The 23,709-nt window shown below is 70.9% G+C and carries 20 protein-coding genes; 10 read left to right on the top strand and 10 right to left on the bottom strand.

The window, feature by feature from the left end; translation table 11 throughout:
- Positions 1-232: 232 nt before the first annotated feature.
- The 3 genes from ACWDZ6_RS09810 to ACWDZ6_RS09800 all read right to left on the bottom strand — a co-directional run bounded on the left by ACWDZ6_RS09810 (position 233) and on the right by ACWDZ6_RS09800 (position 2,889).
- On the bottom strand, positions 233-1,348 hold the full coding sequence (locus tag ACWDZ6_RS09810) for an ATP-binding protein (RefSeq protein WP_451502454.1): 1,116 nt from the start codon (positions 1,346-1,348) through the stop codon (positions 233-235).
- Positions 1,349-1,358: 10 nt separating this feature from the next.
- Entirely contained in the window at positions 1,359-2,096 is a 738-nt protein-coding gene (locus ACWDZ6_RS09805; protein WP_366733496.1) for a response regulator transcription factor, read from the bottom strand.
- Positions 2,097-2,199: 103 nt separating this feature from the next.
- Positions 2,200-2,889, bottom strand: a complete 690-nt coding sequence (locus tag ACWDZ6_RS09800) for a spermidine synthase (RefSeq protein ID WP_451502453.1) — start codon at positions 2,887-2,889, stop codon at positions 2,200-2,202.
- Positions 2,890-3,409: 520 nt separating this feature from the next.
- Between ACWDZ6_RS09800 and ACWDZ6_RS09795 the strand changes: the two genes are divergently transcribed.
- On the top strand, positions 3,410-4,192 hold the full coding sequence (locus ACWDZ6_RS09795; RefSeq protein ID WP_451502452.1) for a rhomboid-like protein: 783 nt from the start codon (positions 3,410-3,412) through the stop codon (positions 4,190-4,192).
- A gap of 118 nt (positions 4,193-4,310) precedes the next feature.
- Here ACWDZ6_RS09795 and ACWDZ6_RS09790 read toward each other — a convergent pair whose 3' ends face one another.
- Together ACWDZ6_RS09790 and ACWDZ6_RS09785 are read right to left on the bottom strand one after the other, a co-directional pair.
- Positions 4,311-4,847 (bottom strand): protealysin inhibitor emfourin, encoded by a 537-nt coding sequence (locus ACWDZ6_RS09790; protein ID WP_451502451.1) that lies wholly within the window; start codon positions 4,845-4,847, stop codon positions 4,311-4,313.
- Between the two features lie 100 nt (positions 4,848-4,947).
- Positions 4,948-5,592 carry a GNAT family N-acetyltransferase gene (locus tag ACWDZ6_RS09785; protein ID WP_451502450.1) on the bottom strand — a complete coding sequence of 215 codons (645 nt, stop codon included), beginning with the start codon at positions 5,590-5,592 and terminating at the stop codon, positions 4,948-4,950.
- A 180-nt stretch (positions 5,593-5,772) separates the two neighbouring features.
- Between ACWDZ6_RS09785 and lon the strand changes: the two genes are divergently transcribed.
- Positions 5,773-8,187, top strand: a complete 2,415-nt coding sequence (lon, locus tag ACWDZ6_RS09780; RefSeq protein ID WP_451502449.1) for an endopeptidase La — start codon at positions 5,773-5,775, stop codon at positions 8,185-8,187.
- Positions 8,188-8,293: 106 nt separating this feature from the next.
- Here lon and ACWDZ6_RS09775 read toward each other — a convergent pair whose 3' ends face one another.
- Positions 8,294-9,109 carry a trypsin-like serine peptidase gene (locus ACWDZ6_RS09775; protein WP_451502448.1) on the bottom strand — a complete coding sequence of 272 codons (816 nt, stop codon included), beginning with the start codon at positions 9,107-9,109 and terminating at the stop codon, positions 8,294-8,296.
- 26 nt (positions 9,110-9,135) lie between these two features.
- Positions 9,136-10,155, bottom strand: a complete 1,020-nt coding sequence (locus ACWDZ6_RS09770; RefSeq protein ID WP_451502447.1) for a helix-turn-helix domain-containing protein — start codon at positions 10,153-10,155, stop codon at positions 9,136-9,138.
- Between the two features lie 104 nt (positions 10,156-10,259).
- Between ACWDZ6_RS09770 and ACWDZ6_RS09765 the strand changes: the two genes are divergently transcribed.
- Together ACWDZ6_RS09765 and ACWDZ6_RS09760 are read left to right on the top strand one after the other, a co-directional pair.
- Positions 10,260-13,142, top strand: coding sequence for a M4 family metallopeptidase (locus ACWDZ6_RS09765; RefSeq protein ID WP_451502446.1), 2,883 nt, complete (start codon positions 10,260-10,262; stop codon positions 13,140-13,142).
- A gap of 72 nt (positions 13,143-13,214) precedes the next feature.
- Positions 13,215-14,048: a pentapeptide repeat-containing protein gene (locus ACWDZ6_RS09760; RefSeq protein ID WP_451502445.1), complete on the top strand. Its 834-nt coding sequence runs from the start codon at positions 13,215-13,217 to the stop codon at positions 14,046-14,048.
- Positions 14,049-14,107: 59 nt separating this feature from the next.
- Here ACWDZ6_RS09760 and ACWDZ6_RS09755 read toward each other — a convergent pair whose 3' ends face one another.
- A complete protein-coding gene (locus ACWDZ6_RS09755; protein WP_366733505.1) occupies positions 14,108-14,935 on the bottom strand; it encodes a lysozyme in 828 nt (275 codons plus the stop codon).
- Between the two features lie 171 nt (positions 14,936-15,106).
- Here ACWDZ6_RS09755 and ACWDZ6_RS09750 point away from each other — a divergent pair, with 171 nt between their 5' ends.
- Entirely contained in the window at positions 15,107-15,643 is a 537-nt protein-coding gene (locus tag ACWDZ6_RS09750; protein ID WP_451502444.1) for a MarR family winged helix-turn-helix transcriptional regulator, read from the top strand.
- 17 nt (positions 15,644-15,660) lie between these two features.
- On the opposite strand, the gene ACWDZ6_RS09745 is transcribed toward ACWDZ6_RS09750, so the two are convergent.
- A complete protein-coding gene (locus ACWDZ6_RS09745) occupies positions 15,661-16,449 on the bottom strand; it encodes a hypothetical protein (protein ID WP_451502443.1) in 789 nt (262 codons plus the stop codon).
- 365 nt (positions 16,450-16,814) lie between these two features.
- Between ACWDZ6_RS09745 and ACWDZ6_RS09740 the strand changes: the two genes are divergently transcribed.
- The 5 genes from ACWDZ6_RS09740 to ACWDZ6_RS09720 are packed head-to-tail and all read left to right on the top strand — an operon-like array spanning position 16,815 to position 22,496.
- Complete coding sequence (locus tag ACWDZ6_RS09740; protein ID WP_451502442.1) at positions 16,815-19,736, top strand: nitrate- and nitrite sensing domain-containing protein; 2,922 nt, start codon at positions 16,815-16,817, stop codon at positions 19,734-19,736.
- Positions 19,733-20,215 (top strand): roadblock/LC7 domain-containing protein, encoded by a 483-nt coding sequence (locus tag ACWDZ6_RS09735; RefSeq protein ID WP_451502441.1) that lies wholly within the window; start codon positions 19,733-19,735, stop codon positions 20,213-20,215. Before ACWDZ6_RS09740 ends, ACWDZ6_RS09735 begins: the two co-directional genes overlap by 4 nt.
- Positions 20,212-20,610 (top strand): DUF742 domain-containing protein, encoded by a 399-nt coding sequence (locus ACWDZ6_RS09730; protein WP_326652543.1) that lies wholly within the window; start codon positions 20,212-20,214, stop codon positions 20,608-20,610. The genes ACWDZ6_RS09735 and ACWDZ6_RS09730 overlap by 4 nt, the downstream gene beginning before the upstream one ends.
- Positions 20,591-21,226, top strand: a complete 636-nt coding sequence (locus ACWDZ6_RS09725; protein WP_451502440.1) for a GTP-binding protein — start codon at positions 20,591-20,593, stop codon at positions 21,224-21,226. Before ACWDZ6_RS09730 ends, ACWDZ6_RS09725 begins: the two co-directional genes overlap by 20 nt.
- Positions 21,227-21,254: 28 nt before the next feature.
- Positions 21,255-22,496 (top strand): styrene monooxygenase/indole monooxygenase family protein, encoded by a 1,242-nt coding sequence (locus tag ACWDZ6_RS09720; RefSeq protein ID WP_451502439.1) that lies wholly within the window; start codon positions 21,255-21,257, stop codon positions 22,494-22,496.
- Here the strand turns inward: ACWDZ6_RS09720 and ACWDZ6_RS09715 are convergent.
- Positions 22,463-23,662 carry an NlpC/P60 family protein gene (locus ACWDZ6_RS09715; RefSeq protein WP_451502438.1) on the bottom strand — a complete coding sequence of 400 codons (1,200 nt, stop codon included), beginning with the start codon at positions 23,660-23,662 and terminating at the stop codon, positions 22,463-22,465. The genes ACWDZ6_RS09720 and ACWDZ6_RS09715 overlap by 34 nt on opposite strands.
- Positions 23,663-23,709: the final 47 nt, after the last annotated feature.

Here is a 23,709-nt window from a genome sequence, read left to right as displayed (position 1 = left end):
CCTCCCTGGCCGAGAGGTGCAGGCGGGGCGGGCCATCGTCGCGCAAGTCACACCGAAGGGCGGGTTTCGGGGCTGTGAATGGCGGGAAACAGGCACAGTTCCGCTTCGCCACGGGTATGCCACACCGCGGCTGCGACCCGTCGGCCCGCACCCCGGACGACGTTCTGGCCCGTTATTGGCCACGCCCTCACTCCGTACACGCAGAATGCGTGCTTCCGGTTCGAACCCTACGTCAACCGCGTGCCGCCCGGATGCCCGGAAGGGTGACCTGGATCCGGCAGCCCCGGGAGGATTCGGCCACCCCGATGCGCCCGCCGTGCAGATCCACCGCCCAGCGCGCGATCGCGAGGCCCAGGCCCGTACCGCCGTCGCTGCCCGGTCCGTGAGGTGAGATGACGCTGCCGCGGTTGAAGCGCTCGAAGACCCGGTGGCGCTCCGGCTCCGGGATGCCGGGGCCCTCGTCGAGCACTTCCAGGTCGAGGGACTCCGGCCGCGGGCCGCGCCTGGCCCGTACGGTCACGCGGCCGTGCGGCGGGGAGTGCTTGACGGCGTTGTCGATCAGATTGGCCACCACCTGGTGCAGCCGCTCGGCGTCCGCGTGCGCGGTCAGCTCGGGCGGTGACACATCCAGGTGCAGATGCACGTCGGTGCGCGTGTGGTTGCCCGACCCGGAGGTGAGACTCCGCTGGGCGGCGGCCAGACTGGCCTCCTTCAGCACGCCGGAGAGGTACGGCCAGACCTCGAAGCGGCGGGCCCGCAGCGTGACGACGCCGTTGTCGAGCCGGGACAGGTCGAGGAGTGTCTCCACCAGGCGGCCCAGGCGCTCTATCTGTTTGAGCGCGGTGCGCATGGTCTCCGGGTCGGCGGCCGACACGCCGTCCACGACGTTCTCGAGCACGGCGCGCAGCGCGGCTATCGGCGTGCGCAGCTCGTGCGAGACATTCGCGACCAGCTCCTTGCGGTGCTGGTCCACGGCCTCCAGATCGTCGGCCATGCGATTGATGGTGGAGGCCAGGTCGCCGAGCTCGTCACGGCGGTCGGCACCGCTCACCCGGCGGGTGAAGTCGCCGTGCGATATGCCCTTGGCGACGGTGTTCATCTCATCCAGCGGCGCGGTCAGGCTGTGCGCCACGAACTGGGTGATCAGAAGGGTCGCTATCACCGAGAACACCGTGATGAAACGGATCTCGGTCTGGGTGCGCAGGGCGACCACCAGCAGACCGGTGGTGATGAAGACCGAGACGACGACGAGCGTCCCGAGCTTGGTCTTGATCGAGATCGAGATCGAATCGGAGCCCGTCCGGCTCCGGCGGCCGCGCAGCCCGTTCCAGGGCCGCAGCCGTCTCATGGCCGCCGCCTCATGGTGCCGGCGTCTCCAGTGCGTAGCCGACGCCGTGGACGGTACGGATCCGCTCCGCGCCGATCTTGCGGCGCAGGGCCTTGATGTGGCTGTCGACGGTCCGGGTGCCCGAGGCGTCGGCCCAGTCCCACACCTCCGCGAGCAGCTGCTCGCGGGAGAGGACCGCGCGCGGCGTGTTCGCCAGGCAGACCAGCAGGTCGAACTCGGTGGGTGTGAGATGTACGTCCTCGCCGCGCACCCGGACCCGGCGCTGGGCGTGGTCGATCTCCAGCTCGCCGAGGCGGAGGATGCCGCTGCGCGGCGTCACCGCGGCGAGCGCGGCGCGCTCCACCCGGCGCAGCAGTACATGCACCCTCGCCGCGAGCTCCCGCATCGAGAACGGCTTGGTCATGTAGTCGTCCGCGCCGACACCGAGGCCGACCAGCATGTCGGTCTCGTCGTCGCGCGCCGTGAGCATCAGCACCGGGACGGGACGCGTCGCCTGGACCCGGCGGCAGACCTCGAGGCCGTCGAAGCCCGGCAGCATCACATCGAGAACCATCAGATCGGGCTGCCAGGCCTCGGCCGCGTCGACGGCGGCAGGGCCGTCCACGGCCGTCTGCACCACAAAGCCCTCTGCCCGTAGACGCGCGGCGATGGCGTCGACGATCGTCGCGTCGTCCTCGACGACCAGCACCCGGCGCTGAGCGCCGGGTGTGGCCGCGACGCCGTTGTGCGTGGTGTGTGTCTGCTCCATCGCCCCGCCCCTGTACGCGTTCTCGCGAGCTGCATCCTGATGTGGATGACGAATTAGATGCCGTGTGTAGGTCAGCAGCGTAAGGGCTCTTACCGTGTCCCGGCTACGCAGGGCGAACAGCGAGATGGACCACGTCGGGTACTCCTCGGGCAACCCGGATCTCTTCGGTTGTAACCCCGGTGAATCCGGCATTCCGCAACGCATCCTCGAACGCGGAGGAGGGTTGCGCGGACCAGACGGCGAGGATTCCGCCCGGCTCCAACCGGCCCTGGCAGGCGGCGAGTCCGGCCGGTGAGTAGAGGGTTTCGTTGTCGTCGGTGACGGTCCAGTCGGGTCCGTTGTCGATGTCGAGACAGAGGGCGTCGTAGCGGTCCGTAGTGGTGCGCAGATACGTGACGAGATCCGTGTGCAGGATCACGCTGCGGGGATCGGCGAGTGCGTCGCCGGAGATCGCGGCAAGGGGCCCCGTGCGGTGCCAGTCGATGATCGCCTGCTCGCGCTCGACGACGGCGATTCGGCGCCAGCGGGGGTTCGCCGCGGCACGGGCCAGCGAGAAGCCGACGCCGAGACCACCGATGAGCACGGACGGCGCGGGGTGGTCGGCGAGCGCGTCGAGTGCCGCGTCGACGAGCAGGCGCTCGGAGCGGCCGTCAGAGGTGTCCATCAGGAAGCACCCGTTGGCGATGATCTCGTGATGCTCGCCGTGCTGCCGCAGTACGACCTCCCCGTGCGGCCCCTCGCGCCGGTCGAGGACGACGGGGCCGTCGGTGGGGCCGTCGGTTTGGAGCGGCATGGCGGTGGCCTCCGGGCAATTGGTCTCCCCCGCGGGAGGCGGGGAGTGGTCGGACGCGTTGCGATGGCCATGTTTGCGGGACGGGGCGAGAGGGACAAATGCTTTCCGGGCCGGCGAGTTCGGGCCCCGCGGGCTGCCGGCCGGTTGCACGGGCCCAGGCCCGCAACCGCGGCCCGGCGGCCGGGAACGGTGGGCGCACCCAGGCGGATCGCAGGACGTACGCGCACGCCGGCTCCCGGCTCAGCCGGCGCCGACCAGGGCCGCCGAGGCCGTGGCGATGCCCACCGTCCCATGGGTATTGCGCGCCGTCCGAACTCTGCCGTGTGCCCGGGCACTGCCCCTCAACGGCCGGATCCCCAGGGGCTGCAGCCGGATCACGGCCCGCTCGGCAAGACCTGACGTGCGCACGACGCCCGAGGTGGGGTCAAGGTTGCCTCATGTGGCGCAGGTCATAGACGGGGGTGAAGGTGATCGCGTTGGGTGGGGGTTCGTTCGGGGCTTGACGAGAGGGGCCTGACGCGTGGAACAGCTGACGACGCGCGATCCGCTCACGGGTCAGGAGCTGCTCGGCGGCATCCCGACCCAGCGCGCGGCGCCGGCGCGGGTGGCGACGCCCGCCCTCCCGTCCGCGCCCACGCCCGCCCCGTGCCTGACGCCGCCTCTCCGGCGGCAGGCGCTCCAGCTGCTGCCCACGCCGACCGGGGCACCCTTCACCTTCTGCTACGTCCTCGTCCTGCTCGCCACCTCGCTCTTCGCGGAGTACGGAGACCCTGCCACCGTCTCCTCGCTGCTCCGCGGCTCCAGCACCGATGTCGCCCACTTGGCGCACACGCCCCTGCTCGTTCTCGGTGCCAGCGCGCTGTGGGTCGCGGGCGGCCTGCTGGGCCCGTACGCCATCGCCTTCCTCTTCACGCTCACCGCGCTCGAACGCCGCATCGGCGGCCGGCGCGCCGCCGGAGTCTTCCTGGCGGGCCATGTCGCCGCGACGCTGGCCACCGAGATACCGGTCGCCGTCTCGGTGGTGACCGGACATCTGCCCGCCAGCTCCCTGCACCGCCTCGACTACGGCATCAGCTTCGGTCTGATGGCGAGCATCGGCGCCCTGGCCGGACTGCTCCGCCCGGTGGCTCGTGCGACGCTGCTCGGCTTTGTGTCCCTGATGCTCGTCCAGGACCTGCTGGCTCTCGAGGACCCGCTCACCAACTGGGGGCATCCGCTGGCCCTGTTGGCCGGAATCGTCTGCTGGCCGGCGGTGCGCCGCGCCTCGGCGCGGCGGAAAGAGTCCGTGTTCCACGGCCGGTGAGCATTGAGGGCGCAGGCCCCGAGGTGCCGCGGCGGAGTGCCGGCGAAGTCCCTCTTCCGCGATCCGGACGGCAACACGCTCCGGATCGTCGGGCGCGGCCGACCGCCTCGGTGAGCGGTCAGTCCTGCGGGAGCGCGGCGAACACCGCCCGCAGGGCCGGCAGCCGTGTCGTGTCATCGGTGGTGACGGTATGACCGGCGTACGTGAGCCGGTACGTGAACCCGTCCGCGATCGGGCTGCCCGTGGCCTCGCGTGGCAGGTGGGCGAAATCCGCCTTCTCCAGGGCTCGGCGCAGCGCCGCCAGCTCGGCCGGTGCCATCCGGCCGGTCCGGGCGGGTCCGGTCCTGGAGGACGTGGTGTATGTGCCGTCGTCCTGGACCAGCAGCGTGTTGTGAACGCCGGCGATACCGCCGGTGACCGTCACCCCGACCAGTGGCCGCGCCGGAGCGGGATTCGCCGAGGCCGAGGCAGAGGCGGAGGCCGGGGTCGAGGCCGGGGTCGCGGTGGCGGCCGAGGCCGGCGGTGCGGGCGAGGTGCCCGCTGATTCCGCGGGGCTCGGCGACCCGGCGCCGCCGCCCCCCGCGCACCCCGCCGCCAGGACGGCCGCCAGCAGCACGCCCGCGGTACCGCACCGAGCCCGTGTGATCAGTCGCATGCGTCCACCTGTCGTCCGTACCGCACCAGTACGTGTCCGCAGTATCGCCTCCGGCACCCCGGCCGGTCAGGCGTACGGGCCGGCCGGTCGGGCGTACGCGTCAGGCGGACGGGTCGAAGTAGAGGCTGACCAGCGGGGCCTGCGTCCGCCAGCCCAGCGACTCGTACAGCGCCCGTCCGTCGCGCGTCGCGCCCAGCACGCCGATGCCGGCGCCCTGCTCGACCGCCGCGTTGTGGAGCGTGCGCATCACCAGGCTGCCGAGCCCGTTGCGCCGGTGCGCGGGTGAGGTCTCCACCTGGTCGGCGACGGCGGTTGCGCCGGTCGGCGCGATCTGGCCGCGGGCGGCGAACGAGCCGTCCGCCGCGACCACCAGGGCTCGGGTGACGCCGCCGCGGGACCACGTCCTGAGGGCGTAGCCGTCGGGCACGGCGGTCTCGGTACGGCGGAGCTCGGCCCACATCAGCCAGCCGGGGTCGTCGACCCGCCAGTCCGGTCCGGCCCAGGAAAGGACGGACGCGGGGTCGGCGAACACCTTGAGCCAGATGCTCGGGGCCGCGACCGTGTCGGCGATCTTGCGGACGGTCGCCTCGTCGTCGGCGGTCAGAACATGCCGCCTGGCGTGTTTGACCTGGCCCACGTCGATGCTGAACCCCCAGGGTTCGGCGACGGGATCCGCGGCGCCGCGCGAGGCGGCCCAACCGTGGACCCAGGCCCGGACGGTCTCGGCGGTGGACTCGAAGGGCATCCGTACTCCTCGGGCAGCAGTCGGGATCAGTAATAGGTGCTATTCGCATTCATCCATTACATCGCGACGGTCGCGACTCGGCGAGAGCTGATCGCTGACAGCGAACAGGCCCGAGGGAACATCTCCGGGGCTCCGTGCATTGAGTCCATAAAGCTCAACTTGACTGCCAAAGGGGAGATCATGGCCTCGACGTCCACACCGCTCACCTTGCCCGTGCTGCCGCTCGACGACGAGGTCGTGCTGCCCGGAATGGTGGTGCCGCTCGACCTGTCCGACAACGAAGTGCGTGCCGCGGTGGAGGCCGCCCAAGCTGCCGCCCGGTCCAGCGGTGCGAGCAAGCCGACCGTGCTTCTTGTTCCGCGCATCGACGGCTCCTATGCCGGCACCGGTGTGCTCGGGACCGTCGAGCAGGTCGGCAGACTCTCCGACGGCGACCCCGGCGCGCTCATCCGGGGCCGCGGCCGGGTGAAGATCGGCGCGGGCACCACAGGACCCGGCGCCGCGCTCTGGGTCGAGGGCGCCCGGATCGACGAGAGCGCGCCCGAACCCCTGCCGGGCTCGGTCGCCGACCTCGTCAAGGAGTACAAGGCGCTCGCCACCAGTTGGCTGAAGAAGCGCGGCGCATGGCAGGTCGTGGACCGGGTCCAGCAGATCGACGATGTCTCGCAGCTCGCCGACAACTCCGGCTACTCGCCGTTCCTCACCACCACTCAGAAGATCGAACTGCTCGAGACCGCCGACCCGGTGGCCCGGCTCCAGCTCGCCACCGAACAGCTGCGCGAACACCTCGCCGAGCAGGACGTCGCCGAGGCCATCGCCAAGGACGTCCAGGAGGGTGTCGACAAGCAGCAGCGCGAATTCCTGCTGCGCCGTCAGCTCGAGGCCGTACGCAAGGAGCTGCGCGAGCTCAACGGGGCCACCGACGCCGCGGACGAGTCCGACGACTACCGCACGCGCGTCGAGGCCGCCGATCTCCCCGAGAAGGTGCGGGAAGCCGCCCTCAAGGAGGTCGAGAAGCTGGAGCGCTCCAGCGATCAGAGCCCCGAGGGCTCCTGGATCCGCACCTGGCTCGACACCGTCCTGGAGCTGCCCTGGAACGAGCGGACCGATGACACTGCCGAGCACGACATCCAGGGCGCCAAGGCGATCCTGGACGCCGAGCACGCCGGTCTGCAGGACGTGAAGGAGCGGATCACCGAATACCTGGCGGTGCGCAAGCGGCGCGCCGACCGGGGGCTCGGTGTGGTCGGCGGCCGGCGCGGGGGCGCGGTGCTCGCGCTCGTCGGCCCGCCCGGCGTCGGCAAGACCTCACTCGGCGAGTCCGTGGCGCACGCCATGGGCCGGAAGTTCGTCCGGGTCGCGCTCGGCGGCGTACGGGACGAGGCGGAGATCCGCGGCCACCGGCGCACGTACGTCGGCGCGCTGCCCGGCCGTATCGTCCGCGCCATCAAGGAGGCCGGTTCGATGAATCCGGTCGTCCTGCTCGACGAGATCGACAAGGTCGGCTCCGACTTCCGCGGCGACCCGGCCGCGGCGCTGCTCGAAGTCCTGGACCCGGCGCAGAACCACACCTTCCGTGATCACTACCTGGAGGTCGAACTCGACCTGTCCGACGTGGTGTTCCTGGCCACGGCGAACGTCCTGGAAGCCATCCCGGAGGCGCTGCTCGACCGGATGGAGCTGGTCAGGCTCGACGGCTACACCGAGGACGAGAAGGTCGTCATCGCCAGGGACCACCTGCTGCCGCGCCAGCTGGAGCGGGCGGGGCTGGAGTCCGGCGAGGTGACCCTGGACGACTCGGCGCTGCGCAGGCTGGCCGGCGAGTACACCCGGGAAGCGGGCGTACGCAACCTGGAGCGTTCGGTGGCCAGGCTGCTGCGGAAGGTGGCGTCCCAGCACGAACTGGGCGAGCGGGAGCTGCCGTTCACGATCGGCGCGGAGCAGCTGCGCGGTCTGATCGGACGGCCGCACCATGTGCCCGAGTCCGCTCAGGACCCGGCCGAGCGCCGTACGGCGGTGCCCGGCGTGGCCACCGGCCTCGCGGTCACCGGCGCGGGCGGCGACGTCCTGTTCGTCGAGGCCTCGCTGGCCGACCCGGAGACGGGCGCGGCGGGACTGACCCTCACCGGCCAGCTCGGCGACGTGATGAAGGAGTCCGCGCAGATCGCATTGAGCTTCCTGCGCTCGCACGGCGCGGAACTGGAGCTTCCGGTGGCCGATCTCAAGGACCGGGGCGCGCATATCCACTTCCCGGCGGGCGCGGTCCCCAAGGACGGCCCGAGCGCGGGCATCACGATGACGACGGCGCTCGCGTCGCTGCTGTCCGGACGCCAGGTGCGTACGGATGTGGCGATGACCGGAGAGGTGTCGCTGACCGGACGGGTGCTGCCGATCGGCGGTCTGAAGCAGAAGCTGCTCGCCGCGCACCGGGCCGGTATCACGACGGTGGTGATCCCCAAGCGGAACGAGGCGGACCTGGACGATGTCCCGGCCGAGATCCTGGAGAGGCTCGAGGTGCATCCGGTGACGGATGTCCGCCAGGTCCTGGAGATCGCGCTCTCCCCGGCCGAGGTGCCGGTGGCGGCCGCGGCCTGACGGGCTGACGGCAGGGCCCGGCGGTGTGCCGCACCGCCGGGCCCTGCGCTGTCCGCCCGACTGCCTGTCCACCCGCAGCCCTGCGCAGTCCGCCCGCCGCCGCGGGCTACTGCTTCGCGGCCTTGTCGTACAGCTTGCGCGCATTGGCGTTGAAGCGGACCGCCGTGGTGACACTGTCCGTGTCGCCGCCGCTGGTCACCCCGATCAGGTGGCCCGGATGCTTGGGGTCCCGGTAGTCGGCGAGCCAGGGGCCGCCGCTCGTACCGTCCCAGAAGCCCGAACAGTCCATGCGTACGGACCCGGCCAGTTCCGGGTCCTGCTGGGTGTCCGTGGTGCAGGAGATCGGCTTGTTGTCCGGGTTGTGGTCGGGGTTGGGGTAGCCGACGACCGTGACCCGGCGGATGGCCGGGGAGGCCCAGTCGACGGGGGTGCCGCCGACGACCTCCTGGACGTTGCGGCCCTTGGCGTCCGGCTCCACGGTCAGGAAGGCATAGTCCACGGAGTCGGAGTCATCGGTGTTCTCGCGCCAGCGGTCGTCCACCTGGATGGCGCGGACCTTCCACCGTCCGTACGGCGCCTTGCCCGCACCCGCGCCGGTGAAGTCCGGTGCGAAGCTGAAGTTCTCCAGGTAGCTGCCGTACTCGAAGACGCAGTGCGCGGCGGTGGCGATGACGTTGCCCTTGGGGCTGTCCACGACGCTCGCGGAACAAAAGTGCGCGCCGTCCTTGTCGAGCAGCACCCCGGCGGACGGCAGACCGGCGAACAAAGTCGCCGAGGACTGCGGCGCGGGCGGGTCCGGCAGCTCGGACCCGCCGCCCGTATCGGGTGCGGCGGAGACCGGCCCGCCGCACGCCGTAGCGGCGGCGAGCAGGGCTATTGCGGGCCACCTCAGCAGCCTCTTCGGGCGAGCGATCCACGTCATCCGGCCATCTTGCCTGTTTACGGCCGTCAGTCCAGCCAGCCCCGCAAGGTCGCCTGCGCTCCCGCCTGAAAGCGGGTCTCCGCGCCCAGCGTTTCCAGCAGGCGGCTGATCCTTCTGCGCGCTGTGTGGACATGGACGCCCAGACGGCGCGCGATCGCCTCGTCCTTGAGCCCGGCGGCAAGCAGTCCGAGGAGTTCCTTCTGCGCCGTGGGCAGTGAGCCGCAACTGCTGCCGGAGCCGCCGAGTGGGGTGGCCCGCTCCCACACCGTCTCGAAGAGCGGCACCAGCGCGTTGCCGAGCAGAGCGTCGCCGATCACCAGGGCCGAGGCCGTCGGGTCGGCCGCGTCAGCCGGCGGAAGCAGGGTGATCCGGCGGTCCACGGAGATCAGTTTGGTGGGAACGGCGGTCGCGACTCGTGCCCGCAGCCCCTGCTCGACAAGGGCGGTCAGCGAGCGCATCCGGCCCGGGTGGCCGAGCCCCTCCCGGTCCAGGACGGTCCGCACCTCCACCCCGCGGTGCAGGAGGGACTCGATGTCCAGGCAGGGGGTGGCGGAGCCCTCGTCCCCGCGCGGCTCCCCGCGTGGCCCCTTCACATACGGCGGCCGGTCCAGGATCGCGACCTCGCGCTCCGCCGACGCCAGCAGATACTCCGCCCGTTCGCCGATCTCCTTGAGGCCCGTCACCACCTCGATACCGCCCTCGGGCGCACTCGGTGAGCCGGACATCAGCCGGCCGGCGAGCTGGTCCGCGCTCATCCGTAATCGCTCCAACTCGGCCGACCGTAAGTGCAGTTCGGCCTGGCGGCGGTGGATGAGGGTACGGATGGCCGCGGCCGGCGCGGCCGGATGCGGCAGTCCGCCCCCGTCGGCCGGCAGCGCGATGCCGTGTTCGACGAGATGGCCGAGCGCCTGGTCAAGACGCTCGCGTGGCAGCCCCAGCAGGTGCGCCAACTCCTCGGCCCCGGCGGCCCGTTCCTTGAGCAGTGCCTCGTAGGTGCGTTCTTCGGCCTGGTCCAGGCCGAGGGTGTTCAATTCCCCCTCGCTCATGTGTCGGATTCTCACTCCGTATTCACGGGCCACACAAGTGTGCGTGTCCACTTGTCAACGTGCTGACCACATTGTTTGGTTGGCGTCCCACGGGTTGCATGGCCATGACCACCTTTACGGCTTACCAGCACGTGGGAGGGGTACGTACTGTGCGCAGGCTCAGTTCACGCACGCAGAGACCGGGCATTACCAGGGGGACCGGTCTCGCCGCACTGCTCGGAGCGGCAGGATTGCTGCTCACCGCGATACCGGCCCAGGCGGTAACCCCGCCGACCGCCGCACCGCCCGGCGACGTTCTTCCGGGCGCCGAAACCGCCACCCCGTCGCTCGTCGACGGCATCCGGGAGGCGGCGGACGCCAAGGCGAGCCCGGCCGACGCGGCCCGCGGCCATCTCGCCGCCAAGAAGAGCCGCTACAAGATCGCCGAGGCCCGCCGCGATCTCACGCCGCTGCAGACCGTCAAACACGGCGCGGAAGAGACCGTACGGCTTCAGCAGAAGCACCACGGCATCCCGGTGTTCGGCGGCCAGTACGTCGTCCGGATGGAGTCCAAGGGCGGCAAGCGCGTCGTCACCGGCACCTCCGGCAAGTACTTCACCGGTCTGAAGACCGGCACCACGGCGAGCGTCGGCGAGGACACGGCGGTACGCCGCGCGGTCTCGGCCACCGCCGCCCGCCTGGGCGGCAAGACACTGAGCAAGGCCGACGCCGTACACCGCAAGGGGGCCAAGTCCACGAAGGCGGCCGCGCTCAGCGGCACCGCGGGCGGCCTCGTGGTGATCCCGCGCGGCGAAGGTGTGCTCGCGTACCACGTCACCGTACGCGGCACGAACCCCTCCACCGGCGAACCGGTGCTGCAGCAGGTCTACATCGATGCCCATGCCGGCTTCCCGGTGCTCCAGTTCAGCGGCATCAAGACCCTCACCGCGCCGAACGCGGCAGCGTCCGGCACGGCCGCGAAAGCCGCCCCGAAGGCCGGAGCGCCGGCCGCGGACGACCCGGCCGCCGGCGTCAAGGGCACCGGCGTCAAGCTGGACGGCGCGAAGGTGGGACTCGACGTCCGCCTCGACACCGCCGCCAACCAGTACGTGATGATCGACTCCTCGCGCATGACGGCCACCACCAAGAACACCCTCACCACCTGGGACGCGCGCGGCCGCGACGTCTCCGAGGTGTCCGGCGTCTGGCCCGGCGGCCTGAAGGAATTCGCCGACCCGGCCAAGGACTTCGGCAAGGGGGCCACCGAGGCGGGCGCGGTCGACGCGCACTGGGCGGCCGGCCAGGTCTACGACTACTACCGGAAGAACCACGCCCGCGACAGCCTCGACGGCCGTGGCATGACGATCAACTCCCTGGTCGGGGTGACCGAGTTCGGCTCGCCGTACGTCAACGCCTTCTGGGACGGCCAGAAGATGGTCTACGGCAGCGGTGACGACGAGTACAAGCCGCTCTCCGCCGACCTCGACGTGGTGGGCCACGAGATGACCCACGGTGTCGTCGAGAACACCGCCAACCTCGTCTACGCCGGACAGTCGGGAGCGATGAACGAGGCGCTCGCCGACTACTTCGGCAACGCCATCGACACCGCCGCTTCCGGCACCGCCATGGACGACCCGGACTCCGGCCTGGTCGGCGAGGACCTCTGCCGTACGACGAAGCCGCGAGCCTGCGCCTTCCGCAACCTCAACGACGGCGCGAGCACCTCGAAGAACTTCCTCGGCGTCGCCTTCGGCACCGACAACGGCGGCGTGCACCTCAACTCCACCATCTTCTCCGGCGCGCTGTGGGACCTGCGCCAGGACGTGGGCGGGGAGCTCGCCGACCGGATCGTCTACAAGGCGCTGTCCGAGTACATGACGCCGCTCGACGGCTTCACCGACGGCCGCAACGCGGTGCTCGCGGCGGCCAAGGACCTCGGCATCACCGCGCAGCAGCTCAATGTGGTGAAGCGCTCCTTCAACGCCCATGGCATCGTGCCGGGCTGGGAGGACGCGCTCGGTGTCGACTCCGACCAACTGCTCGGCAAGGTCAACACCGCCGGCACCGGAGCCCAGGCGGGCGGCGACTGGTGGAGCGTCTCGCAGTCGAACGACGAGGGCTCGGAGCCGTACTCCGTCTATGCCGGCCGCATCGACGGCAAGGGCGCCCCGAAGCTGATGAGCCCCAACGACGGCCGCTACCACGTCTATCCGGCGACCGACGGAAAGACGGTCGTCTGGGCGGCGTACGGCGCCACCAGCCTCGACATCCTCTCCCGCCCGATCGCGGGCGGCCCGATCAAGAAGCTGTACACCTCGACCAGCGACATCAGCGGTCTGCGGGTCGAGAACGGTGTGGTCGTCTTCGAGACCCTCGGGTTCTTCGAGCGGCATGTCCAGTATCTGCGCCCCGGTGACCGTCAGCCCACCACCGTGGACGGCGGCGGCTTCGAGATACTCACCGCCCTTCCCTCGATCAAGAACGGGAAGCTCGCTTACGCCAAGCTCTATCCGACCAGCGCGGGGTACAAGCTCGGCGTCGAGGTCTACGACCTGAAGACCGCCAAGGCCACGCTCACCGAGCAGCTCGGTGAGCCGGAGGTACTCGGCCAGACCGGTATCAACTCGTCCTACGTCTTCTCGCTGGTGGACGAGAACCTTGCCGACGACGGCCAGATGTCGGTCCGCCGCTCGGACCTGGACGGCACCGGCACGGTGGACATCAGCCCGGAGCGCAAGCCGGGCGCGCTGATCTCCTCCGATCTCACGTCCTCCGAGGAGGCGGTCACCGTGAACGGCGCGCTGCCCGGCACGGCGCTCCGCAACGAGTCCCTGCCGAAGCTGTGGCAGCTGACCACGAACGGCTCGCGCCGGGAGCGGGTCTCCTGCAACCGCGGCGAGCAGGTCTCGCCGGCCGCGGTCTCCGGCCGGCAGGTCGTCTGGATCGACGGCACGACGGGCTGGACCGACCTGGTCACCCGCGACCGGCCGGCGGGCCTGTGCGGCTGAACACTGTGATGATCTCTCCGTGAGAGACGGACCCCCGGCGCCCGTGCGCCGGGGGTCCTTCAGAATGAGTCCATGAACACCGCGCCCGGACAGAGTGAGGACCGCGCCCTGCAGGCCGACTGCGAGAGCTGCTTCGGGCTGTGCTGCGCCGCGCTGCCCTTCGTCGCGTCGGCCGACTTCGCGATCAACAAGGAGGCCGGAACGCCGTGTCGCAATCTGCGGACGGACTTCCGCTGCGGCATCCACACCCGGTTGCGGCAGAGCGGCTTCTCCGGCTGCACCGTGTACGACTGTTTCGGTGCGGGACAGAAGGTCTCCCAGGTCACCTTCGGCGGCAAGGACTGGCGGCAGGCACCGGAGACCGCACAGGAGATGTTCGCGGTGTTCCCGGTCGTACGGCAGCTCCATGAGCTGCTCCGGTATCTGACCGAGGCCCTGACGCTGCGGCCGGCCCGCTCGCTGCACGGCGAGATCCGCCGGCTGCTCGACGAGACCGGACGTCTCACCGAACTCGGTCCGGATGCCCTCGGCAAGCTGGATGTGGCGGCGCACCGGCAGGACGTCAATGTGCTGCTGCTCCGCACGAGCGAGCTGGTCCGGGCCGGGGCCGGGCAGGCCGGACGCGGGAAGAAGGACCGCAGGGGCGCCGACCTGATGGGAGCGAGGCTGCGGGGCGCGGACCTCAGGGGCGCCAGTCTGCGGGGCGCGTATCTCATCGCCGCCGACCTCACGGGTGCCGACCTGCGACTGGCCGATCTCATCGGGGCCGACCTCAGGGACGCCGATCTGTCGGGCGCCGATCTGACCGGCTGCATCTTCCTCACCCAGCCGCAGCTCAACGCGGCCAGGGGCGACGCCGCCACCCGGCTGCCGCCCGCACTGACCCGCCCCGCGCACTGGTCGTGACCGGCGGGGCGCGAGGCGGGACGGGGCCCGGTGCCGAGCGAGCGCTGATCCGCCGCCGATCAGCCGTTGGCGAGCGCCACGACGCGGTCGTACGCGCCGTTGAACCTGTCGCGGTCGCCGACGAGTGGTCCTGACGAGGTGTACTGCCACATCGTGTGGTAGATCCAGCCCGCCGGGAGCGTGCCCGGTGTGGTGTCGTAGCTCGGGATCCACAGCGGGTTGGTCTTACCGAAGCCGCTGTGGTTGCCGGTGCACTGGATCCACCAGCTCGTGGCGGTGTAGATGACCGCGTTGCGCCCGGTGCGCGCCTTGTAGCGGTTCAGGAAGTCGCGGATCCAGGTGACCATCCCGGACTGGGTCTTGTCGAAGCAGTCGTCGCCGTACGGATTCCATTCGATGTCCAGCACGCCCGGGAGGGTCTTGCCGCCGCTGGTCCAGCCGCCGCCGTTGTTCACGAAGAAGTCGGCCTGTGCGGTGCCGGTCGTGGTGTCGGGGGTGGCGAAGTGGTACGCGCCGCGGATCATGCCGATGTTGTGCGAGCCGCCGTACTGCTGCGCGTAGTACGGGTTCTTGTAATAGGTGCCTTCGGTGGCCTTGACGTAGGCCCACTTCACACCGCTGTTCCACAGGGCCGTCCAGTCGACGTTGCCCTGGTGGCTGGAGACGTCCACGCCTTCGGCCAGGGCGGCGCGGTTGGCGCGCGGGGTGCCGCCCAGGCCGTCGTGGGCGATGACGCCCATACCCAGGTAGGCCGATCCGCGCGGGGGAGTGTCCGCGGCGCCGGCCGCTCCGGGGTACGTGATGAGGAGGGAGAGGACTGAGAGGAGAGTGCCGGCGGCTGTCGCGAGGCGTGAGCGGCCGGTCGTTCCGGATCTGTGCACGGGCATAGCGTGCCTCCGCAGACCTCGGTGGGACGGGATCTGACGATGTATCGACATGTCGTGGCGATTATGGTATGGACATGCCAACTGCTGGCTGCGCGTGCAGAACCGTTGCTGCAACTGGGGCGGGGTGCTGCCGTTGGTCTATGCCTGCGAAATACTGGCCGAGCTGCGGCAATGGATGCCGCCGGGGAATTTTCAGGATCCGGAAAGCGTGCGAGGGGTGCTGACGTGCACGAAAGCGGTACGGGGAGCGAAGCGGACCCCACGGGCGATAGTGGTGTGGACCACGTATTCCTGGCGCTGGAGCGGGAGTTGGCCGTCTTTCTGCGCCGGGCCCGGGCGTCCTCGGGCGAGATGGCGCGCGAGGTCCACCCTGAGCTGGAGCCCGCCGCCTACGGCCTGTTCGTACGTCTGGAAGAGGTCGGGCAGCAGCGCGCCACCGAGCTCGCCGGCTACTTCGGCGTCGGCAAGGCGACCATGAGCCGCCAGCTGCGCGCTCTCGAGGAGCTCGGTCTGGTGGCTCGCGAACCCGATCCGGCCGACGGGCGGGCTTCACTCGTGCGGCTTACCGACGAGGGCCTGGCCCGCTTCCGCCGGGTGCGTGACGCGCGCCGCGACAGCTATGTGAGCAAACTGGCCGGCTGGGACCGCGGCGAGATCGCGGAGCTGGCCCGGCTGCTGCACCAGTTGAACGCGCGGGCGGAGGGCTGAGAGGGCCGGCGGTGGGGTCAGAGCTCCGCGAAGACGACCGCCGCATCGTCGTGCAGCTTCCAGCGGATCGCGGCCGTGCGCTCCTCGGCCGACTTCTCCAGTGCCCTGACCCGGTCGATCAGCCCCTGCGGCCCTTCCTTGCGGATGAGACCCAGGCACTCGGCCCAGCTGCCCGCCCCGAACATGTCGACCCAGCGGGACGCCCCGTCGGTCAGTGCGGCCACCGCACGCACCTCGGCGCGCGGCGTACTGCCCGTCACCGCCCGGACCGACACCGCCGGATCCGCCGCGGCGGTGAAGAACCCGCCCTCCGCGTTGCGCAGGGCATCCGCCGAGGCATGCGTACGCAGGGACTCCCGGGGCAGCCGGTCGATCCGGTCGTCGAGCACCGCCCGCACCTCACCGCCCGGCGACTCCAGCAGCAGCGTGGAGTCGGAGAGCACCAGATGCTCGACCGCCTCCGTCGCGGCGCCCCAGCGCGCCATGACCACCGTTGCCTGAGGTGTGCGCACGTGAGAAAGGTCACACGTGTCGCGGTGGGTATCGGCGGTGCGCCGGATTGCCATGGAAAGGATCTCCGGCAGTGTCAGATCCCGCCGCGAACCGGACAGTTCGACCAGGGCGCCGCCGAGCCGGGCGGTGAACCAGGGCACCCCGTGCACACATCCGTCGTCCCCCTCCGGAGGGGTCACACCGTCCAGAACGACGAGCGTTCCGCCCTGGCCCGAGGCGGGAAGGGTCACGGACGCCCAGTCCTCGTTGGGGCGTTCGGGAGTGCCGGGGGCGGTGGCAAGTTCGATACGCATGATCCCCAGCATGCATGACTCCTTCACACGGCCCACATGACCACACAATTGGCCCATAACAGCAGGTCAGGGGGGATCGAGGCGGAAGGTGGGCGGGTCGGCAAAGCTGCGGGCGCGCATCCTGCCAAAGCCCGGCCGGAAGATCCAGCCGTTGGACCGCACACCGGCCGGCCGGCCGCCGCCGCGAGTTGTTTGCCAACTCCTGAGTGCTGTTCACTCGTTCGGGTGGCGGAGCGGCCGATGCGCGCCTCCCTCCCAAAAGCGCTGGAATGGTCGGAAGCCATACCAGGGGTGGGGCTCGCGTGTGTGACCGGTCGTCATCTCTGCTTCATGGGTGGACGAGTCAAGCAAGATTGCGAGCACCGGTGCAGAAGAAGCGGCCTCGGGGCAAAGGCGGCAGGCCCTCCGAAACCCCGGGAATCCCCCCGGCCCTGGCCAACCAGGTCCCCGAAGGCATCCAGCCTTCGCAGGAGACCTCGTCCGGCCCCGCCGCGCGCGGACGCACCGTGCGCGTACGAAGCCGGCTCGTCGCCGGTGTCGCCGCCGTCAGCCTTGTCGTCATCGCCGCGGGCACCCCCGGCATCCTCGCCACTTCCGCGGAACTGACCGAGTCGCAGCACCTGGTCACCCTCTCCGGGCTGAACCGCCAGGCCGTCACCCTCGCCCACTCACTCGCCGACGAGCGCGACGAGGTCACCGCGTACATCGCGGCCGGCCGCGAGGACCAGAAGGGCGACACGAAGGACCGGCGCGAGATCTCCGGCAGCCGCAGCGCCCGCGTCGACCGGCAGATCGACGAGATCCGCGGTGGCGTTCCCGGCGACCACGCCGAGCTGCGCCGCGACCTCGCCTCCGTGCCCTCCGTCCGCCGCAGCGCCCTCACCGGCAAGGGCACGGCGATGGAGGCCTACCGCGCGTACTCCGCCGTCATCGCGAACCTCCAGGCTCTCTCCGACGAGCTCGCCGAGAAGACGCCGCCGCGCGCCGCCGACCACACCCGCGCGCCCGCCGCCCTCGGCCTCGCCGTCGAGCAGGCATCCGCCACCCGCGGGCTGCTGCTCGCCGCACTCTCCGTGCCCCGGCAGCGGAGCACCCAGAGCATCGACCCGGTCACCGGCCTCCCCGTCCAGGACGAGAGCCAGGACGACGGGGCCGACGACCGTACGCGCAACGCCCTCAGCGCCGCCGCCCAGCAGTCCCGGGTGCGGGAACTCGCCGCGCTCGCCGAATTCGACCAGGCCGCAGGCAAGGACGCCCGCGACAAGCTCGCAGCCACCGTCACCGGACCCGAGGTCAAGACCGCCGAGATCTATCTCGCCCGTCTCACCGACCAGCCCGAGCTCTCGAACGGCGACCGCAAGTCCAACCGCGAGAAGTTCGAGTCCTCGCTCACCGCCCGTATCGAGCGGATGCGGGGCGTCGAGTCCTCCCTCGCCTCCGGCCGGACCGAGAGCTTCGCGCAGCTGCGCGACGACGATGTCACTGCGCTGGAACTGCGGATCGCGCTGCTCGGCGGTCTCCTGATCGTCGCCGTCGGAGTCTCCGCCGCCGTCGCCCGTACGCTCACCCGTCCGCTCGCCGTCCTGCGGATCGGCGCGGCCCGGCTCGCGGCCGCCCCCGAGGTGGAGGAGCAGGTCCGCTTCACCGGCCGCAATGACGAGTTCGCGCAGGTCGTACGGTCCCTCAACATCCTGCACGGCAAGCTGCGGGACCTCGGCCTACGGGCCGAGCGGCTGGACAGCGACCGCGGCGACCTGATCGGCACCCGCGACACGCTCGCCGCCGAACTGGCCGCCGGACGCGCCGAACTCCAGGAGCGCACTGCCCGGATCACCGCTGATCTCGAGCGGCTGCGTCACACGATCCATCACACCTTCGTCAACCTCTCGTTGCGCACGCTCGGCCTCGTCGACCGGCAGCTCGGCGTCATCGAGAACCTCGAGGAGCGCGAGCAGGACCCGGAGCGGCTCGCCACCCTCTTCAAGCTCGACCACATGGCCACCGTCATGCGCCGCCACAGCGAGAACCTGCTGGTCCTCGCCGGCGCGGAGCACGGGCACGGGCACTCCGGGCCCGTCCCGCTGGTCGATGTGCTGCGGGCCGCCGTCAGCGAGATCGAGCGGTACGAGCGGGTCGTCATCCAGTCCCTGCCGCCGCACGCCCAGGTCGCCGGGTTCGCCGCGGACGACCTCAGCCATCTGCTCGCCGAACTCCTTGAGAACGCCGCCTCCTTCTCTCCGCCCGATGCCCAGGTCGAGCTGTCGGGCTGGCTGCTGGAGAGCGGCGAGGTGATGCTCTCCGTGCAGGACACCGGCATAGGGATGACCAGCGGGCGCCTCGCCGAGCTGAACGCGCGGCTGGAGAACCCCGAGGCGTACGAGACGCACGCGGGCCGCGACGGCGAGGGCCTCGGGCTGCGGGTGGCGGCGCTGCTGGCCGCCCGCCACGGCGTACGGGTCCAGCTGCGTGAGCAGAAGCAGGGCGGGATCACCTCGGTCGTCGTGCTGCCGCAGGCCCTGCTTCCGGCCGGGCCGCCGGCCGCCGCGTCGCACACCGTGACGGTGGCGGGCTCGGCGCCCACGCAGCATCTGCCCGGATCGGTGGCGGAGGCCAACTCCAACGCGCTGCCCGGTACGCGCCGGATCGACCCCCTGGTGCTGGCCGCCGAGCAGGCGATCCGCGAGGCGGAGCCGGACACGCACGAGCGGACGGCGGACGGTGACCCGGAGACCACCGGCACCGGGGTCGACGAGGAGACGTTCTCGATGCGGCTGCCGGAGCCTGGGGCCCAAGCGGCCCAGGCCCCGGATCACGAGCCGGAGCCGGAGACCCAAGCGGCCCCTGCCCAAGCAGCCCCGGACCACGAGCCGGAGCGGGAGCCGGAGGCCCGGGCGTACCCGGCCCCCGAGCCCGGGCCGGCGGCGTACCCACAGGCCGCCCCCGAGCCGGCGGCCGGACCCGAGCCCGGCACGCAGCCCGCCACGGAGCCCGGCACCTTGCAGGAACCCGAGGCCGAAAAGCCGGCGGCCGGCCGCACATGGGAGCGCGTCACCGACAAGGGCCTGCCCAAGCGCACCCCCAAGGTCGTCAAGCCCGCCACCGGGGCGCCCACCGAGCGCACCGGTAGCGTCGACGCCGAAGCCCTGCGGCGCCGCCTCGGCGGCTTTCACCAGGGCGCGAAGGACGGCCGCCGCGACGTCGAGGCGGAGATCGCGGAACAGACCACGGCAGATACACGGACAACAACAGAAGAGGCGGGGGACACAGTCGAGGAGGCACGCAGTTGACTGCGACCGGCACATTCGGCCTGAGCAGCGAAGCCCGCAATCTGCACTGGTTGTTGAGCAATTTCGTTGAGGAGGTGCCAGGAGCCCGCTCCGTCGCCGTCGTCTCGTCCGACGGACTGCTGCTGCTCTCCTCCGACCCCGCCCAGAACGCCGGCCCGGCCAGCAGGGGCCGCCCGGAAGGTCCCAGAGGCTCCAGCGCGGACCTCGCCACCATCGTCTCCGGTATCGGCAGCCTCACCCTCGGCGCCGCCAAGCTGATGGACGGCGGCGGCGTCAAGCAGACGATGGTCGCGATGGACGAGGGCAGCGTCTTCGTCATGTCGGTCAGCGACGGCTCGCTGCTCGGCGTACACACCGCTCCCGACTGCGACATGAGTGTCGTCGCCTACCACATGGCCCTCTTCGTCGGCCGTGCCGGACATGTCCTCACCCCCGAACTCCGCAGCGAACTGCGCAAATCAATGGAGAGCGCCCAGTGACGCCCCCCAAACTGCCGGTGCGTGGCGACGGCCGACGCCCGGCCCGGGTCCGCCCCTACTCCCTGACCGGCGGCCGCACCCGCTTCGGCCATGTGCTGCTCGTCGAGACCTTCGTGGCCGCGCTCGAAGCACCGCCCGAGCGCAAGGAGCTGCCGAACGGCGACCTCTCCTCGCGCGTGATGCCCGAGCTGCGGGCCATCGTCGAGCTGTGCCGCCGGATGCGTACCGTCGCCGAGATATCGGCGCTGCTCAAGATGCCGCTCGGCGTTGTCCGGGTGCTGCTCAGCGACCTGGCCGACCAGGGAAAGATCCGCGTGTACGGGACCGGGCACGGCGCCGGCCAGCCCGACCGCGCACTGCTCGAAAGGGTGCTGAGTGGACTCCGCCGCCTCTGACACGCTCCTTGACCGGCCCCAACCGCAGTCCGAAGAGGACCCGCAGGCCTGGCAGCTGGACCACACCCGGGCCCCCACCGCCACCAAGATCGTGGTCGCGGGCGGCTTCGGCGTCGGCAAGACGACCTTTGTCGGGGCGGTCTCCGAGATCATGCCGCTGCAGACCGAGGCGTTGATGACGCAGGCGAGCGAGGAGACCGACGATCTCACCGACACGCCCGACAAGCTCACCACGACCGTAGCCATGGACTTCGGCCGGATCACGCTCGACGACGATCTGGTGCTGTATGTCTTCGGGACGCCCGGCCAGCAGCGCTTCTGGTTCATGTGGGACGACCTGGTGCGCGGCGCGATCGGCGCGATAGTGCTGGCCGACACCCGCAGGCTGCCGGACTGCTTCCCGGCGCTCGACTACTTCGAGAGCTCCGGGCTGCCGTACATCGTCGCCGTCAACCACTTCGAGGGTACGGAGGTGTTCGAGGCGGAGGACGTGCGCGAGGCCCTGACCGTCCCGCCCCGTGTACCGGTTGTGATCATGGACGCGCGCAGCCGGATCACGGTGATCGAGTCGCTGCTCGCGCTGGTCGCCCACGCTCTCCAAGCCACCCCCGAATAGCACTGAACTGACGAAAGAGACTCCTTCGATGCGGAAGATACTCATAGTCGGAGCCGGTCAGTCCGGTCTCCAGCTCGCCCTCGGACTCCAGTCGCAGGGCTACGAGGTCACCCTGATGTCCAACCGCACCGCGGACGAGATCCGGTCCGGCCGGGTGATGTCCACGCAGTGCATGTTCGACACGGCGCTGCAGCACGAGCGCGATCTCGGCATCAACTTCTGGGAGTCCCAGGCCCCGCGCATCGAGGGCCTCGGCGTCTCCGTCGCCGCCCCCGACGCCTCCCGGCCCATCGACTGGGTCGGCAAGCTGGAGGGCTACGCGCAGTCGGTCGACCAGCGCGTGAAGATGGCCGGCTGGATGGAGACCTTCTCCCAGCGCGGCGGGCAGCTCGTCATCCACGGCGCGGCAGTCTCCGACCTGGACTTCTTCTCCCGTACGTACGACCTGGTCATGGTCTCGGCAGGCAAGGGCGAGCTGGTCTCGATGTTCGCCCGGGACGCCTCCCGCTCGCCGTACGACGCCCCGCAGCGCGCGCTGGCCGTCTCCTACGTCCACGGCATGGGCCCCCGACCCGAGCACCCCGAGTACGACGCGGTCCGCTGCAACCTCGTCCCGGGCGTCGGTGAGCTCTTCGTGATGCCGACCTTCACCACCACCGGCCGCGCGGACATCCTCTTCTGGGAGGGCATCCCGGGCGGACCGCTCGATGTCTTCCAGGGCGTCAAGGATCCGACGGAGCACCTCTCGCTGACTCTCGAGCTGATGGAGAAGTTCACTCCCTGGGAGTACGCGCGCGCCACCAAGGTCGAACTGACCGACTCGGGCGCCACTCTCGCGGGCCGGTACCCGCCCACCGTCCGGAAGCCGATCGGCCGCCTTCCCGGCGGCGGACTGGTCCTCGGCGTCGCCGATGTGGTCGTCGCCAACGACCCGATCACCGGCCAGGGCTCCAACTCGGCGTCCAAGTGCGCGGCCGCGTACCTTTCCTCGATCACCGAGCACGGTGACCGGCCCTTCGACGAGGAGTGGATGCAGTCCACCTTCGACCGATACTGGGACACCGCGCAGCACGTCACCAAGTGGACGAACGCGATGCTCGGCGTGCCGCCGGAGCATGTCCTCAACCTGATCGGCGAGGCGGGCCAGCTCCAGCCGGTCGCCGACCGTTTCGCGAACGGCTTCAACAACCCGGCGGATTTCGAGAACTTCTTCTTCGACCCGGAGAAGACGAACGCCTACCTCGGCGAGGTCTCGGGCGCCGGCGCCTGAGGCGCCGGGGGTGCCCCGGGTGCGGACAAGCCGCCGCCCGGGGCCGGCTCGGCTCCGTACCCCGCGTCCGAGCCCTTCGTCGCGCCCGGCGGCAGCTTCGGCGGTGTGTAGGCGCTCAGCGCGGCTCCCTCCGGGTCCGGGCGGACCGCGCCCAGCAGCGGGTTCGCCGCGATCGGTGAGACCTTGACGCGGGTACCGGGGCGCGGCGCCTGTACCACCAGGCCGTTGCCCAGATAGATCGCCACATGGGTGGCCTTGGGGAAGTAGATCACCAGGTCGCCGGGGCGCAGCTTGCGCAGTGTCACCTTCGGGAGTTCCAGCCACTGCTCCTGCGACGTACGCGGAATGGCGCGTCCGGCCCGTGCCCAGGCCTGGGAGACCAGCCCCGAGCCGTCGTACGCCTGGGGGCCCGCCGCGCCCAGGACATACGGCTTGCCGATCTGCTCGACGGCGAACCGCAGCGCCTGGCCGCCCTTCTTGGAGGGCGTGCGTTTGCCGTTGAGCACGCCCGTGGAGAGCAGCTTCTTCTGGGCCGTGGCGGTGTGAGACTGCTCCAGCGCAGCCAGTTCGGCGATTTCCCCGGCGGAGAGCGAGGCGAGCAGCTGCTCGACCTCCCGCAGCCGTGCGGTGGCCGTGTCGCGTGCCCGCTTCTGCTCCTGCGCGAGCGCCTTCTCCTCGTCCAGGGCCTTGCGGGACTCGCTCGCCAGCGTGTCCGCCCGCCTCGCGCCCGCCTCCAGCCGTGCGATCGTCGCCAGCCGGTCGCTGGCCGCGCGCTCGATCAGATGGCCCTGGTCGAGGGCTTGCCGCGGGTTCTTGGCGAGCAGCAGCTGGAGGTAGGAGGAGAGGTCGGACTGCCCCTGGTACTGCTCCCGGGCCAGCCGGCCGACGTCGCCGCGGCCGGCGGCGATCGCGTTGCGTGCCGTGGCCAGGTCGCGGGAGAGCCTGGCCGTCTCGGTCTGCTGCTTCCTGAGCCTTTCCGCCGTCGCGTTGTATGTCTCGCCGGCCTCCCCGATCTGGCGGTACAGCTTCTGAAGCTCGGTCAGCATTCCGGCGACGGTCGTGGGCGCGGGGGGCACGGCGGCGGCCGCCGGGGCCGGCACCGCCGCGATCACCGTGGCGGCGGCGAGTGCCGCCGTACAGACAGAACGGAGCAGACTGTCCGACACCTCATCACCTCCGGCTGCGGGGTGGGCCGTCCCCCCGCAGCCGATGA

Source organism: Streptomyces sp. NPDC002926 (assembly GCF_053591755.1).
The sequence above is the reverse complement of the archived record's forward strand: the minus strand, read 5'-3'. Positions and strand labels throughout refer to the sequence as shown.